Below are 15189 nucleotides of genomic sequence, written 5' to 3' on the forward strand. Positions count from 1 at the left end.
ATCGTCCAGCCATTTGGCATTGCCCCGCAAAAACGCGCACTATCGGGGCATTGCCGATGCGCTGGAGGATGCCGTGGCCCAAAAAATCGACCGCATCGCCCAAATGCTCAACTGCCCGGTGAAGGGTGAGGAACTGCGGCGAGCCGTGACGGAGAGTCGCAAGGAGTTTCTTCTGGCCAAGCAGGCAGAAGAAGATCTGCAGGAAGACGTTCTTGATGATGAGTGGATCGAGGACGACGAAGACGATGATGAATATGACGAGTTTGACTGGACGACGGAGTGAGCCGCCAACCAGCAGGCACAAAAAAGCCTCAGACCTTTCGGCCTGAGGCTTTTTCGTTTCTGTTCATGGCGCACCAGGCGGGATTCGAACCCACGACCCCTGCCTTCGGAGGGCAGTACTCTATCCAGCTGAGCTACTGGTGCAGCGGGCGACATCATACCTAGGTCGGCTCGGGGCGTCCATGCCGGGTTTTGGCGCTTATTGTCAGTGCGCGTGTCGGTGGAAAACGCTGCATTCCATAAAGCTGTAACGTCCTGCAAAAGGCTCGCTTGGCGCTTTGGCGGGACTGAACTAAGGTTTCGTTGCGGCGCAGGCTTGTTGCTCGTTGATCTGAAAAGTCCGGCAAAAGCGGCGTTTTTGTTCTTTTTTTCGAACGACCTATTGTCCTTTACCCCCTTTGATCCTAGGATCCGTTTGAGATTTCAAACGCTCTTTGATCGGGTGCCGAGCCGCACGTGTTTGCAACCGTGCACTATTCAGGTGCTTGAGCCCGGTGAATGATTTCCCTGACGGCAGCCTTGCGAGGCGCCTTTCTACAATCATAATTTTGCTCCGCGCTGGCCGCGGTGCTGTTAAGGAAAGCCGACATGCAGCTTAAAGACACCCAGTTGTTCCGCCAGCAAGCCTTCATCGATGGCGCTTGGGTCGACGCGGACAACGGTCAGACGATCAAGGTCAACAACCCGGCCACCGGCGAAATCCTCGGCACCGTGCCGAAGATGGGCGCTGCCGAAACCCGCCGTGCGATTGAGGCCGCTGACAAAGCGCTGCCGGCCTGGCGTGCACTGACCGCCAAGGAGCGTGCAGGCAAGCTGCGTCGCTGGTTCGAGCTGATCATCGAGAACCAGGAAGACCTGGCTCGCCTGATGACCCTCGAGCAGGGCAAGCCACTGGCCGAAGCCAAGGGCGAAATCGTTTACGCCGCTTCGTTCATCGAGTGGTTCGCCGAAGAAGCCAAGCGCATCTACGGTGACGTGATTCCGGGCCACCAGCCTGACAAGCGCCTGATCGTGATCAAGCAGCCGATCGGCGTGACCGCCGCCATCACCCCGTGGAACTTCCCGGCGGCGATGATTACCCGTAAAGCGGGCCCGGCCCTGGCTGCCGGTTGCACCATGGTGCTCAAGCCGGCTTCGCAAACCCCGTTCTCCGCTTTCGCCCTGGCCGAACTGGCCCAGCGCGCCGGCATCCCTAAAGGTGTGTTCAGCGTGGTGTCCGGCAGCGCCGGCGACATCGGCAGCGAGCTGACCAGCAACCCGATCGTGCGCAAACTGTCCTTCACCGGCTCGACTGAAATCGGTCGTCAGCTGATGTCGGAATGCGCCAAGGACATCAAGAAAGTTTCCCTGGAACTGGGCGGCAACGCGCCGTTCATCGTGTTCGACGACGCGGATCTGGATAAGGCCGTCGAAGGCGCGATCATTTCCAAGTACCGCAACAACGGCCAGACCTGCGTCTGCGCCAACCGTCTGTACATTCAGGATTCGGTCTACGACGCGTTTGCCGAGAAGCTGAAAGCAGCGGTCGCCAAGCTGAAGATCGGTAACGGTCTGGAAGATGGCACCACCACCGGTCCGCTGATCGACGAGAAAGCTGTAGCCAAGGTGCAAGAGCACATCGCTGACGCCGTGGCCAAAGGCGCCACCGTGCTGGCCGGCGGCAAGCAGATGGAAGGCAACTTCTTCGAGCCGACCATCCTGACCAACGTGCCGAAAAATGCTGCAGTGGCCAAGGAAGAAACCTTCGGTCCGCTGGCGCCGTTGTTCCGCTTCAAAGACGAAGCCGAAGTGATCGCGATGTCGAACGACACCGAGTTCGGTCTGGCTTCGTACTTCTACGCTCGTGACCTGGGCCGTGTGTTCCGTGTGGCTGAAGCCCTGGAATACGGCATGGTCGGCGTCAACACCGGGCTGATCTCCAACGAAGTCGCGCCATTCGGCGGCATCAAGGCTTCGGGCCTGGGCCGTGAAGGCTCCAAGTACGGCATTGAAGATTACCTGGAAATCAAATACCTCTGCCTGGGCATCTAAGCCTCGGTAGAAGATCGCTGTAAACGCAAAGGGCACGAGAGCGCTGTCCCTTTGCGTCGTTTCAAACCGGAATTTTCTCTGCGGCCGGGAACGCCGTGGCAGTCGATCATCGCATGCTGCCACCGCCGATTCCTCCCGCTTAATCCTTGAACCACGCCGCCCGATGAGCGGTGAATGAGGACTGTAATGAGCAAGACTAACGCTGACTTGATGGCCCGCCGTACCGCTGCTGTTCCACGTGGTGTTGGCCAGATTCACCCGATCTTCGCCGAGTCCGCGAAGAACGCGACCGTGACCGACGTTGAAGGTCGTGAATTCATCGACTTCGCCGGCGGTATCGCCGTGCTGAACACCGGCCACGTGCACCCGAAAATCATCGCCGCCGTGACCGAACAGCTGAACAAGCTGACCCACACCTGCTTCCAGGTTCTGGCCTACGAGCCGTACGTTGAGCTGTGCGAGAAAATCAACGCTCGCGTACCGGGCGACTTCGCCAAGAAAACCCTGCTGGTGACCACCGGTTCCGAAGCCGTTGAAAACGCCGTGAAGATCGCCCGTGCTGCTACTGGCCGTGCCGGCGTGATCGCTTTCACCGGCGCTTATCACGGTCGCACCATGATGACCCTGGGCCTGACCGGTAAAGTCGTGCCTTACTCGGCCGGCATGGGCCTGATGCCAGGCGGCATCTTCCGCGCGCTGTACCCGAACGAGCTGCACGGCGTGAGCATCGATGACTCGATCGCTTCCATCGAGCGCATCTTCAAGAACGACGCCGAGCCGAAAGACATCGCCGCGATCATCATCGAACCTGTACAGGGTGAAGGTGGTTTCTACGTCGCGCCGAAAGAATTCATGAAGCGTCTGCGTGCCCTGTGCGACCAGCACGGCATCCTGCTGATCGCTGACGAAGTGCAGACCGGCGCTGGCCGTACCGGCACCTTCTTCGCCATGGAACAGATGGGCGTTGCCGCCGACCTGACCACCTTCGCCAAATCCATCGCTGGTGGCTTCCCGCTGGCCGGTGTGTGCGGCAAGGCCGAGTACATGGACGCCATCGCTCCAGGCGGCCTGGGCGGCACCTACGCCGGTAGCCCGATCGCTTGCGCCGCGGCCCTGGCCGTGATGGAAGTGTTCGAAGAAGAAAAACTGCTGGATCGCTGCAAGGCTGTCGGCGAGCGTCTGGTTACCGGCCTGAAGGCCATCCAGGCCAAGTACCCGGTGATCGGCGAAGTCCGTGCCCTGGGCGCGATGATCGCGGTCGAGCTGTTCGAAAACGGCGACAGCCACAAGCCAAACCCGACTGCCGTGGCAGCGGTGGTGGCCAAGGCACGCGACAAGGGCCTGATCCTGCTGTCCTGCGGCACCTACGGCAACGTTCTGCGCGTCCTGGTTCCGCTGACCTCGCCGGACGAGCAACTGGACAAAGGTCTGGCGATCATCGAAGAGTGCTTCTCGGAGCTGTAATGCCGGGCACTGTGTGATCGGATCGACAAAAAACCCGCTTCGGCGGGTTTTTTTACGCTTGCTGAAACACATACCCCGTATTCGAGCTGTATCGAATCGCCAGCATTGGCTAAGGTTCAAGCATTGCTAGGGAGGGCGAGCATGACTGCCGTCGAATTACCCGCTGTACCCCGAGTCCTGATTGCCGAGGCCGACCCTTGGTCTCGTGACCTGCTCAAACAGGTTTTGCTCAACGTGCGCTGCGATGCGCGGCTGGATCTGTGCGCCGATGGCCAGGAGGCGATGTCTCTGCTCGGCGAAGTGCCCTATGACCTGGCGATCGTCGACTGGGAGTTGCCCGGCGTCGACGGTTTGAACGTGTTGCGCAGCGTCCGCCAGCGCAAACGCAATCCGCCGTTGCCGTTCATTCTGATGAGCAGCCGCAACGACAGCGCCAGCGTGCGCGAAGCCTTGCCGCTGGCCCCCACGGCCTATCTGGCCAAACCTCTGAACATGGAAAGCCTGACCGAGCGTTTGCAGGGGCTGCTGCTCAATGCCGGTCAGGAAGTATTCTGCGAAGTGCCCGCACTGGCGCCGGGCATGACCCTGTCGGTGTTTCTCGAGCGCCGCCGCGAGCAGGCCGACGGCGCGCCGTTGATGACCGACGTGCAAGTGGCGGTCAAACGCAGCCTCCACCCCAACGGGCTGGACTTGAAACTGCTGGAAGAGGAAATCCGCACCGACCCGCAGATCACTGCGGTGTTGATCGCAGCGGCCAACAGCGCCGCTCAGCACCACGGCGCGGCGGTGCAGACCCTGGCCCAGGCGCTGCATCGACTGGGCACCGGGCAAAGCATGAACCTGATTCTTGGCCTGGCGCTCAAGCGCAGTGCACGACTCAGCGATCCGTGTCTGGCCGACTACGCCGAGCGCTATTGGGGCCTGTCGTTGCACACCGCCGAATACGCGCGCACCCTGGCGCGTCTGCTCGATCTGGATCAGGAACGCTGCTATTGCGCCGGGATGCTGCATCGTCTCGGCGATCTGGCGTTGCTGCGTTGTTTGCAGGAGTGGAAGCAGGCCGGCGGCGAGCTGGATGAATTGGAGGAAGTCGGCGATGCGCTGGCGGAGTTCGGTGCTGCGTACGGTTCGGCGTTGCGTACCCGCTGGCGCCTGCCACTGGAGCTGCGCGAGTTGATTGCCTCGGTCTACCAGCTCGGTGGCGGGGTGTATTCCCGTGAGGCGCTGGTGATGAACATGGCGGCGCAGATGGCGCGACTGACCGAGCACGAGGGCGTCGAGGAACTGGCGAAGAGCCGCACGGCGCGCCTGCTCAAGATCGGGTTGCCGGAGCTGATGCGGATGCGCAAATAGCGCTTGTCCTGCATCAGCGTGGTGTTCAGGCCGAGATGATCCGGTTCTTGCCCTGACGCTTGGCCTCGTACATCGCCGCATCGGCCCGGGCGAACAGGCTGTCGAGGCTTTCGTCTTCCGGGGTGAGGCTGGTCAGGCCCTGGCTGACGGTGATGCCGAACGTCTGTTCGCCGTGGCTGAAGCTCAATCTCTGGATTTCCTGTTGCAGCCGCTCGGCCACCTGCATGGCCATGTCCGGCGCGCAGCCCGGAAAAACCGCAGCAAACTCTTCACCGCCAATCCGTCCGAACAGGTCTCCCCGGCGCAGCGAGGCACGCCCGCATTCGGCGATCCGTTGCAGCACATTGTCGCCCTCTGGGTGACCGTAAGTGTCGTTGATCACCTTGAAGTCATCGATGTCCAGCAGCAGAAACGCCAGTGGCGCACCCTGCAGGCGGGCCTCTTCAAACTCGCGGTTGGCGCATTCGAAGAAGTGTCGACGGTTGCTGCTCTGGGTCAGCACGTCGGTGGTGGCCAGACGTTGCAGCTCGGTTTCCATCTGTTTCTTTTCGGTGATGTCCTCGGCAATGCCGACGATGATCACCGGTTGTCCCGGTTCTTCCTGGCGGTTGATGAAGCACTTGTCGCTGATCCAGCGCACCTGGCCGTCGGCGTCGATGATCCGATATTCGCGGTCTTCCACGGCGCCCTTGTGCAGCACTTCGGCGAGGCTGCGTTCGGCGTACTCGAGGTCGTCGGGGTAGATGCTGTCGCGCCACTGGTTGTAGTCGGACAGCAGCAGGGCGGCCGAGCGGCCGAAAATCCGTTCATAGGCGGGGCTGACGTACAGCACCTGACGGGTTTCCCAATTGAAGGCCCAAAGCACGGCGTTGACGCTGACCAGCAGCGAGCTGAACAACTGTTCGCGTTCGCTCAGGCGAGCGACTTCGCCCTGGGCGTGCATCAGTGCCATCAGGGTTTGTGCGGCCTCGGGCCACTGGGGAAGGGATGAGTCTTTTTGATTGTTGTTGACCATCGACACGGATCTCAAAGGGCGTGCCGGGAAGTCGACAACAGCCACGGGACAGCCCGCCGGGGTGGCGAAGTGTCTTTGAGATAAGGGATCGGGGGTGAAGTTCCGAAGGGTGCGCCCGGGAGCCGGGCGCACCGATCAACGGCATCAGACGGCGGCAGGACGCAGCGAGTAGGTTTTCAACTGGTCGGCGAATTCGCGCAGGGACTGGATGCCACTGGCCTCGGCCTCGTGGACCCATTCCTTGATGGCCGCGAGCATGTCATGGCCATTTGCGCTGGTCTTGACCCAGATCTGCTGCAGGGCCAGGCGTTTCTCGTAGATTACCTTCAGCGCCTGGCTGTGCTCGAGCATGCTCTGGATGCGCGCGTGGTGGCGGTCCTCCAGCAGGCTGGTTTCACGGGAAAGCAGACGCTTGGCGCGGTGGAACTGATGGCGCACCGAATGATCGACCTTGTCCAGCTCCTGCTTGACCAGCGGCCCGATCACCAGCTTGCGGTACTGGGCCATGATCTGGAAGCGGTTGTTGAGGATCGCCATGGCAGTGTCCATGTCCAGGCTGCCCTTGCCTTCGACGCGGTGGGCGATCGGCGCAACGCGCTGCACCTTGGCCAGGCGCAGGAAGCTGAAGACCTGGATCCAGGCCCAGCCGAGGTCGAACTCCCACTTCTTGACCGAGAGCTTGGCCGAGTTGGGGTAGGTGTGATGGTTGTTGTGCAGCTCTTCGCCGCCGATCAGGATGCCCCATGGCACCAGATTGGTCGCGGCATCGCGGCATTCGAAGTTGCGGTAGCCGATGGCATGGCCGAGACCGTTGACCACGCCGGCGGCCCAGACCGGGATCCACATCATCTGGATCGCCCAGATGGTGATGCCGATGGTGCCGAACAGCAGCAGGTCGACGACCGCCATGATTGCGATGCCCAGCAGGCGATAGCGGCTGTAGAGGTTGCGCTCGATCCAGTCTTCCGGGCAGTTCTTGCCGTAGATGCGCAGGGTCTCGGGGTTCTGCGCTTCTTCGCGGTACAGCTCGGCACCTTTGCGCAGGACCGTGGACAGGCCTTTGACGACCGGGCTGTGCGGGTCATCCTCGGTTTCGCATTTGGCGTGGTGCTTGCGGTGGATGGCGGTCCACTCACGGGTGTTCTGCGCCGTGGTCAGCCACAGCCAGAATCGGAAGAAATGCTTCAGCCCGGCATTCAGCTCCAGGGAGCGATGAGCCGAGTAGCGGTGCAAGTAGACCGTGACGGCAACAATCGTCACATGGGTCATCAGCAGGGTCACGGCGACCAGTGACCAGGCCGACAAGCCAAGAAAACCTTCGTACCACATAGGCTATAGGGCCCTCGATAGAGAAAAAACAGCCGTTGCATTATCACCAAGCACACAGATAAAACCAGTCGCCCTTTCAGATAAGAGATGGCTGGATGTTTCTTGACCTATAATCCCGACATTTTTGTAGGGACATGGACGGCCGAATGTCTGCCACATACCGCGATGCCTTGCGTGCAGCGCTGCTTTACCTGGTTCTTGCCGTTGTCTGGCTGCAAGGCATTGGCTATTTATTGAACAGTTTCTTCGATAGCTCTGATCAGTTGCTGCGTTGGCAACTGATCAACGGCTATGCCTTTGTGGTGTTCAGCGCCGGTTTGATCTTTCTCGCCCGGGCGCGCCTGTTCGAATGCCTGGGCATCGGTGCCCGGTTGCGTGAGCGCCAGGCCGATCGCGAACGCCTGCGTCAGGCCGCTGCGGTGTTCGATTGCACCCGCGAAGGCGTGCTGGTCACGGACCGGCAGGGGCTGATCGTGCACGTCAATCGCGCGTTCATGGAAATCACCGGCTACCAGCGTGAGGAAGTCATTGGCCAGCAGCCCAGCCTGTTCAAGTCCGGGCACCATCCTCCGGGTTTCTATCAGGCGATGTTCGCCACGCTGCAGGCGAAGGATGAATGGAGCGGCGAGATCTGGAACCGGCGCAAGAGCGGTGAAATTTATCCACAGTGGCAAACCATCCGGGTGATCCGCGACGAGGACGGTCGGCTCAGTCATTACGTCGCGGTGTTTTCCGATATCAGCGCGATCAAGGATTCCGAACACGAGCTCAAGCACCTGGCCCACCACGACCCGCTGACCGACCTGCCCAACCGCCTGCTGTTCAGCGATCGCGCCGAGCAGGCGCTGGCATCGGCACAGACCCACAAGCGCGGCTGCGCGCTGCTGATGATCGATCTGGACCACTTCAAACTGATCAACGACAGCCTCGGCCACAACATCGGTGACCGCTTGCTCAAGGCGGTTGCCGTGCGTTTGCAGGCGCTGTTCGGATCGGGCATCACGCTGGCGCGGCTGGGTGGCGATGAATTCGCGGTACTGATGGAAAGTTGTCCACAGCCAGCGCAGGCCGCAGCCCTGGCCCAACGGATTCTCGATGCACTCAAGGAACCGTTCTGCCTCGACGGCCATGAACTCTTCATCAACGCCAGCCTCGGCATCAGCCTGTTTCCCAGCGATGCCCTGAGCGCCGAACAGCTGTTGCGCAATGCCGACGCCGCATTGTTCAAGGCCAAGAGCAGCGGCCGCAACGGCTACGCGTTGTACACCGAAGAACTCACCGCTCATGCCCAGCAACGGGTCGAGATCGCCTTCGAACTGCGCCGTGCACTGGAGCAACAAGAGCTGCGGGTCTATTACCAACCGGTCCACGACCTGCAGACCAGCCGCCTGATCGGCGTCGAGGCCTTGGTGCGCTGGGAGCACCCACAGCGTGGCCTGGTGTCGCCGGCGGAGTTCATCCCGATTGCCGAGCGCACCGGGATGATCTCGGAAATCGACGCCTGGGTGATGCAGCAGGCCTGCCGACAGATGTGCCAATGGCAGCAGGCCGGGGTGGTGCTGTCGTTTGTCGCGGTGAACGTGTCGTCACGGCTGTTCGCCCGCCGCGAGTTGTATCAACAGGTGGCGCAGGTGCTGCACGACACCGGCCTCGATCCGGCGTATCTGGAGCTGGAAGTCACCGAAAGTGCAGTCATGGATGACCCGGAAGTGGCGCTGGAGCAGATGCATCGTCTGCGCGAGCTGGGGATTCGTCTGGCAATCGATGACTTTGGCACCGGTTATTCGTCGCTGCTGCGACTCAAGCGCCTGCCGGTGCAGAAGCTGAAGATCGATCAGGGGTTCGTCGCCGGACTGCCGTGGGACGAGGACGATGCCGCCATTGTCCGGGTGATCATCGCCCTGGCCCGCAGCATGGGCATGCAGGTGCACGCTGAAGGCATCGAGCAGGCCGAGCAAGCGGCGTTCCTGCTGGAGCAGGCGTGCGATCTGGGGCAGGGCTACTGGTTCGGGCGGCCGGTGCCGGAAGCGCAGATCGACTGGGCCAGAGCGCCGGCAATCGGCTGACAGTCCCGTGCAGCGGGTTTGCGAGTGGGCAAATCCGCCGCAAACCCTTGCTGCATCACATAATGTTTTCCAGTTATATAAACATTCTTAAATAGTCTTTTTAAGAATATCTGCGCCTCTCTTATATTGCTCCCACGCCGAACGCAGTGCCGCCCACTGCCAGGCATATCCCATACAAAGGAGCAGCACCATGAGCGCATCCCTGCGTAGCGTTGACGGTCAGGACGAAACCACCATCTTGCGTGAAATCCAGAGCGCCTTGCGCGACCTGCGTTTCGGCGCGGTGGAAATCACTGTGCACAACGCCCAAGTCGTCCAGATTGAACGCAAAGAGAAATTCCGTCTGCAGCAACCGGGCAACAAGCAGGCCTGAAGATCGCATCTGCGACAGCTCCTGCAGGGGGTAATGCGCAGGAGTTGCCGCAGGCGCGATCACTGAATGAGCAATCCGATTCCAGCAATACATAAGAAAAAGCCACCACCAAGAATTCCAGGAGCTTTCACCATGTCGTCGATTCGCCGTTACGCTCTGGCCGCCCTGGCCAGCGCTGTGTTTGCCGGTTCCGCGGTTGCCAAGGATTACGAACTGCTCAACGTTTCGTATGACCCGACCCGCGAGCTGTATCAGGATTACAACGCCGAATTCGTGAAGTACTGGCAGGCAGAGCATGCCGGCGACACCGTGAAAATCCAGCAATCCCACGGCGGTTCGGGCAAGCAGGGCCGTGCGGTGATCGACGGTCTGCGCGCCGACGTCGTGACCCTGGCCCTGGCCGGTGACATCGACGAAATCGCCAAGCTCGGCAAGACCCTGCCGGCCGACTGGCAGAAGCGTCTGCCGGACGCCAGCACTCCGTACACCTCGACGATCGTGTTCCTGGTGCGCAAGGGCAACCCGAAAGGTATCAAGGACTGGGGCGACCTGATCAAGAACGACGTCTCGGTGATCACGCCGAACCCGAAAACCTCCGGCGGTGCACGCTGGAACTTCCTCGCAGCGTGGGCTTACGGCCTGAAAGCCAACGGCGGCAACGAGGCGAAAGCCAAGGAATACGTACAGACCCTGTTCAAGCACGTTCCGGTTCTGGACACCGGCGCCCGTGGCTCGACCATCACCTTCGTCAACAACGGTCAGGGCGACGTGTTGCTGGCCTGGGAAAACGAAGCCTTCCTGGCGCTGAAAGAAGACGGCGGCAAGGACAAGTTCGACATCGTCGTGCCGTCGCTGTCGATCCTCGCCGAACCTCCGGTGGCCGTGGTCGACAAGAACGCCGAGAAGAAGGGCAACGAGCAGATCGCCGAAGCCTACCTCAAGCACCTGTACAGCCCGGCCGGCCAGGAAATCGCGGCGAAGAACTTCTACCGCCCGCGTGACAAGGACGTGGCGGCCAAGTACGCCCAGCAGTTCCCGAAACTGGAACTGGTGACCATCGACAAGGACTTCGGCGGCTGGAAAACCGCACAGCCGAAATTCTTCAACGACGGTGGCGTGTTCGACCAGATCTATCAGGCGCAGTAAGTTTCAATAGCCTAAAACGAGCCCCGGATTTATGTTCGGGGCTTTGCGCGTTCTCAAACCAAGGACTTTTATGTCGCGTCGTATCTCCCCCGTCATACCCGGCTTCGGGCTGACGCTGGGCTACACCTTGGTGTACCTCAGCCTGATTGTGCTAATCCCGCTGGCGGCGATGTTCGTCCACGCCGCCCAACTCACCTGGGATCAGTTCTGGACGATCATCTCCGCGCCCCGCGTTCTCGCCGCACTGAAGCTGAGCTTCGGCACCGCGCTGTGCGCCGCGATCATCAACGGCATCATCGGCACGTTGCTGGCGTGGGTGCTGGTGCGCTACACGTTCCCGGGGCGCAAGGTGATCGACGCGATGATCGATCTGCCGTTCGCACTGCCGACCGCAGTGGCCGGTATCGCGCTCACTGCGCTGTACACGCCGACCGGACTGGTCGGGCAGTTCGCCGCCGACCTCGGTTTCAAGATCGCCTACACCCCGCTCGGGATCACTCTGGCGCTGACCTTCGTGACCCTGCCGTTTGTGGTGCGCACGGTGCAGCCAGTGCTGGCCGATATCCCCCGTGAAGTCGAAGAAGCGGCGGCGTGCCTCGGTGCCAAGCCACTACAAGTGTTCCGTCACATTCTGCTGCCGGCGCTGTTGCCAGCCTGGCTGACCGGTTTTGCCCTGGCGTTCGCCCGGGGCGTCGGCGAGTACGGTTCGGTGATTTTCATCGCCGGCAACATGCCGATGAAAACCGAGATCCTGCCGCTGCTGATCATGGTCAAGCTCGACCAGTACGATTACACCGGCGCCACTTCCATCGGCGTGCTGATGCTGGTGGTTTCCTTCGTCCTGTTGCTGCTGATCAACTTGTTGCAGCGGCGCATCGAAACCCCATAAGGAGGCGCGAACCATGTCCCAATCGTCTATTGCGGCCGCTTCCTCGGCCAACGCCGCCCGCCGTGGCAGCGCCACTTCGCGCAGAGTCCTGATCGGCCTCGGCTGGCTGATTTTCTTCCTGTTTCTGGTGCTGCCGCTGTTTATCGTGGTGTCGCAGGGTTTGAAGAACGGCCTCGGTGCATTCTTCACGGCAATCTTTGAACCGGATGCCTTGTCGGCGCTGAAACTCACCGTGATTGCGGTGCTGATTTCGGTGCCGCTGAACCTGGTGTTCGGTGTCAGCGCCGCGTGGTGCGTGAGCAAATACTCGTTCCGTGGCAAGAGCATGCTGGTAACACTGATCGACCTGCCGTTCTCGGTGTCGCCGGTGATCGCCGGTCTGGTCTACGTGCTGATGTTCGGCGCCCAGGGCCTGTTCGGGCCGTGGCTGCAGGATCATGACATCCAGATCGTCTTCGCCCTGCCGGGCATCGTGCTGGCGACGATCTTCGTCACCGTGCCGTTCGTGGCCCGTGAGCTGATCCCGCTGATGCAGGAACAAGGCACGCAGGAAGAGGAAGCCGCGCGGCTGCTCGGTGCCAATGGCTGGCAGATGTTCTGGCACGTGACCGTCCCCAACATCAAATGGGGCCTGATCTATGGCGTGGTGTTGTGTACCGCGCGGGCCATGGGTGAGTTCGGTGCGGTGTCGGTGGTTTCCGGGCACATTCGCGGGGTGACTAACACCTTGCCGCTGCACGTCGAGATCCTCTACAACGAATACAACCACGTGGCCGCGTTCGCCGTGGCGAGCCTGTTGCTGATCCTGGCGCTCTTCATCCTGCTGCTCAAGCAGTGGAGCGAAAACCGTATCAACCGCCTGCGCGCCAGCGCCGCGGAGGAATAATTCATGTCGATCGAAGTGCGTAACGTCAGCAAGAATTTCAATGCGTTCAAGGCGCTGGACAACATCAGTCTGGACATCCACAGCGGTGAGCTGGTGGCGCTGCTCGGCCCGTCCGGCTGCGGCAAGACCACTTTGCTGCGCATTATTGCCGGTCTGGAAACCCCGGATAACGGCAACATCGTGTTCCACGGCGAAGACGTGTCCGGCCACGACGTGCGGGATCGCAACGTCGGTTTCGTGTTCCAGCACTACGCCCTGTTCCGCCACATGACCGTGTTCGACAACGTCGCGTTCGGCCTGCGCATGAAGCCGAAAAACCAGCGCCCGAGCGAAAGCCAGATCGCGACCAAGGTCCACGAATTGCTGAACATGGTGCAACTGGACTGGCTGTCGGATCGTTATCCGGAGCAACTGTCCGGCGGCCAGCGTCAGCGTATCGCTTTGGCCCGAGCGCTGGCGGTAGAGCCGAAAGTGCTGCTGCTCGACGAGCCGTTCGGCGCCCTCGACGCCAAGGTGCGTAAAGAGCTGCGCCGCTGGCTGGCGCGCCTGCACGAAGACATCAACCTGACCTCGGTGTTCGTGACCCACGACCAGGAAGAGGCGATGGAAGTGGCCGACCGCATCGTGGTGATGAACAAGGGCGTGATCGAGCAGATCGGCTCACCGGGCGATGTTTACGAAAACCCGGCCAGCGATTTCGTCTATCACTTCCTCGGCGATTCGAACCGTCTGCATCTGGGGGATGACAACCACGTACTGTTCCGCCCGCACGAAGTGTCGCTGTCGCGGCATGAGCTGGAGGATCACCACGCTGCTGAAGTCCGCGATATCCGGCCGCTGGGCGCGACCACGCGGGTGACGTTGAAGGTTGAAGGCCAGACGGATCTGATCGAGGCGGAAGTGGTGAAGGATCACGATAGCCTGACCGGGTTGGCCAAGGGTGAGACTTTGTTCTTCAAGCCGAAGGTGTGGCAGAAAGTCGCCAGCCTCTAAAAGCATCGCTCGTTCCCACGCCGAGCGTGGGAACGAGCGAATCAGCCAGAGGTTCAGACCGCCGCACGATTCGGATTGACCCGCACCATACCCGCCCGCGCTTCGATCTGCTCTTTCAGCTCATGCCGCATCCCGAGCATGAACGCCAGCTCGGCCACCACAAACAGCGGCCCGACAATCAACCCGCTCAAGTCATCCACAAACGCCGGTTTTCGCCCTTCATAGTGGTGCCCGACAAACTGGATCACCCAGCCAATCACAAACATCGCCAGACCGCCGCTGAGCCAGACCATGGTGCTCTGCTGCGCTAAAACATGCCCGGCCCAGACCGACAACCCCATCAACACGGTCATCAGAACCCCGAGCTTCAGTTCCAGTCGCAGGTAAAACCATGCCGACGCAAGGGCGGCAATCACCGCCGGGGAAATCCACAAGCCGCCCACCGACCATTCCGGCCGCGACAACAGCACGGCCACCGCCACCACAATCAGCGGAATCCCGATAAAGTGGCTGGCGATGTTGCGCGGGTCACGGTGGTAAGCGGCGTATTGACTCAAATGATCGACGAGGCTTTTCATTGTTGTTCCTCCTGTAGGGTGATCGAATCATGCCCCGGGTTCACGGCTCGCTCTGTCAGGCAGGCGACAATCTTTAGGAGAACGCATGGATAAGGTCTGGCGCGAGCGCCTGCTGACCGGGCAATGGTTCAGTCATCTGCCTTCGTCCTTTCAGGATAGTCTGCTGGCGGCGGCAAAGGAGCGGCGGCTGGCGGCGGGGCAGCGGTTGTTCCAGCGCGGCGATGCGCCGTGCGGACTGTACGCGGTGCTCGACGGCGCGGTACGCATCGGCGCGGTCAGCGAGCAGGGCAAGGAGGCGTTGCTGAGCCTGGTGGAAGCGCCGCACTGGTTCGGCGAAATCTGCCTGTTCGACGGCCAGCCCCGCACCCACGATGCCTACGCGGTCGGGCCTTGTACCCTGCTGAACATTCCCCAGGCCACGCTGCTGAAACTGCTCGACGAACACCCCGTCTACTGGCGACATCTGGCCCTGCTGATGAGCCACAAACTGCGCCTGACCTTCATCAATCTTGAACAGCTGAGCCTGCTGCCGGCCCCGGCGCGTCTGGCTCATCGTTTGCTGATGATTGCCGAAGGCTACGGCGAACTCGATCCGCCACGCCGCGTGCTGCAACTGCCGCAGGAACAATTGGCGTCGATGCTGTCGCTGTCGCGGCAGACCACCAATCAGATTCTCAAGGAGTTGCAGGGGCAGGGGATTATCGGACTGAGTTATGGCGAGATCGAAATCCTCGACGCCGCGCGATTGCGGGCGCTGGCGACACTCTGATCTCGATCGACCAAT

General features: G+C 61.1%; 14 protein-coding genes and 1 tRNA gene. 11 read left to right on the forward strand and 4 right to left on the reverse strand.

Annotated features, from left to right (window positions below):
- Nucleotides 1-13 precede the first annotated feature (13 nt).
- Nucleotides 14-283: a hypothetical protein gene (locus M5B98_RS23090; protein WP_244220768.1), complete on the forward strand. Its 270-nt coding sequence runs from the start codon at nucleotides 14-16 to the stop codon at nucleotides 281-283.
- Nucleotides 284-349: 66 nt separating this feature from the next.
- Here the strand turns inward: M5B98_RS23090 and M5B98_RS23095 are convergent.
- Nucleotides 350-426: transfer RNA gene (locus M5B98_RS23095), tRNA-Arg, on the reverse strand.
- Between the two features lie 444 nt (nucleotides 427-870).
- On the opposite strand from M5B98_RS23095, the gene gabD reads away from it, so the two are divergent.
- The 3 genes from gabD to M5B98_RS23110 all read left to right on the forward strand — a co-directional run bounded on the left by gabD (nucleotide 871) and on the right by M5B98_RS23110 (nucleotide 5130).
- Entirely contained in the window at nucleotides 871-2313 is a 1443-nt protein-coding gene (gene gabD, locus M5B98_RS23100; protein ID WP_085712649.1) for an NADP-dependent succinate-semialdehyde dehydrogenase, read from the forward strand.
- Nucleotides 2314-2499: 186 nt separating this feature from the next.
- Nucleotides 2500-3777 carry a 4-aminobutyrate--2-oxoglutarate transaminase gene (gene gabT / locus M5B98_RS23105; RefSeq protein ID WP_085684283.1) on the forward strand — a complete coding sequence of 426 codons (1278 nt, stop codon included), beginning with the start codon at nucleotides 2500-2502 and terminating at the stop codon, nucleotides 3775-3777.
- 141 nt (nucleotides 3778-3918) lie between these two features.
- Nucleotides 3919-5130: a response regulator gene (locus tag M5B98_RS23110; protein WP_114880967.1), complete on the forward strand. Its 1212-nt coding sequence runs from the start codon at nucleotides 3919-3921 to the stop codon at nucleotides 5128-5130.
- Between the two features lie 25 nt (nucleotides 5131-5155).
- On the opposite strand, the gene M5B98_RS23115 is transcribed toward M5B98_RS23110, so the two are convergent.
- Together M5B98_RS23115 and desA are read right to left on the reverse strand one after the other, a co-directional pair.
- Nucleotides 5156-6145 carry a GGDEF domain-containing protein gene (locus tag M5B98_RS23115; RefSeq protein WP_248744089.1) on the reverse strand — a complete coding sequence of 330 codons (990 nt, stop codon included), beginning with the start codon at nucleotides 6143-6145 and terminating at the stop codon, nucleotides 5156-5158.
- A 144-nt stretch (nucleotides 6146-6289) separates the two neighbouring features.
- Entirely contained in the window at nucleotides 6290-7474 is a 1185-nt protein-coding gene (gene desA / locus M5B98_RS23120) for a delta-9 fatty acid desaturase DesA (protein ID WP_248744090.1), read from the reverse strand.
- A 146-nt stretch (nucleotides 7475-7620) separates the two neighbouring features.
- Between desA and dibA the strand changes: the two genes are divergently transcribed.
- From dibA to M5B98_RS23150, 6 genes are all read left to right on the forward strand, one after another.
- On the forward strand, nucleotides 7621-9540 hold the full coding sequence (gene dibA, locus M5B98_RS23125; RefSeq protein WP_248744091.1) for a phosphodiesterase DibA: 1920 nt from the start codon (nucleotides 7621-7623) through the stop codon (nucleotides 9538-9540).
- 190 nt (nucleotides 9541-9730) lie between these two features.
- Nucleotides 9731-9913 (forward strand): sulfur starvation response protein OscA, encoded by a 183-nt coding sequence (gene oscA, locus M5B98_RS23130; protein ID WP_085712654.1) that lies wholly within the window; start codon nucleotides 9731-9733, stop codon nucleotides 9911-9913.
- A gap of 132 nt (nucleotides 9914-10045) precedes the next feature.
- Nucleotides 10046-11059, forward strand: coding sequence for a sulfate ABC transporter substrate-binding protein (locus tag M5B98_RS23135; RefSeq protein WP_065257482.1), 1014 nt, complete (start codon nucleotides 10046-10048; stop codon nucleotides 11057-11059).
- Between the two features lie 70 nt (nucleotides 11060-11129).
- Complete coding sequence (gene cysT / locus M5B98_RS23140) at nucleotides 11130-11948, forward strand: sulfate ABC transporter permease subunit CysT (protein WP_007952818.1); 819 nt, start codon at nucleotides 11130-11132, stop codon at nucleotides 11946-11948.
- 13 nt (nucleotides 11949-11961) lie between these two features.
- Nucleotides 11962-12834, forward strand: coding sequence for a sulfate ABC transporter permease subunit CysW (gene cysW / locus M5B98_RS23145; protein ID WP_003220512.1), 873 nt, complete (start codon nucleotides 11962-11964; stop codon nucleotides 12832-12834).
- A 3-nt stretch (nucleotides 12835-12837) separates the two neighbouring features.
- Complete coding sequence (locus tag M5B98_RS23150; protein WP_085733384.1) at nucleotides 12838-13827, forward strand: sulfate/molybdate ABC transporter ATP-binding protein; 990 nt, start codon at nucleotides 12838-12840, stop codon at nucleotides 13825-13827.
- Between the two features lie 53 nt (nucleotides 13828-13880).
- Here the strand turns inward: M5B98_RS23150 and M5B98_RS23155 are convergent, their stop codons facing one another.
- Complete coding sequence (locus M5B98_RS23155; RefSeq protein WP_248744092.1) at nucleotides 13881-14405, reverse strand: DUF962 domain-containing protein; 525 nt, start codon at nucleotides 14403-14405, stop codon at nucleotides 13881-13883.
- Nucleotides 14406-14490: 85 nt separating this feature from the next.
- On the opposite strand from M5B98_RS23155, the gene M5B98_RS23160 reads away from it, so the two are divergent.
- Nucleotides 14491-15174, forward strand: a complete 684-nt coding sequence (locus tag M5B98_RS23160) for a Crp/Fnr family transcriptional regulator (protein WP_115076135.1) — start codon at nucleotides 14491-14493, stop codon at nucleotides 15172-15174.
- Nucleotides 15175-15189: the final 15 nt, after the last annotated feature.

Source organism: Pseudomonas sp. MWU12-3088, assembly GCF_023242405.1.
In the GTDB taxonomy this organism is placed as follows: domain Bacteria; phylum Pseudomonadota; class Gammaproteobacteria; order Pseudomonadales; family Pseudomonadaceae; genus Aquipseudomonas; species Aquipseudomonas kribbensis.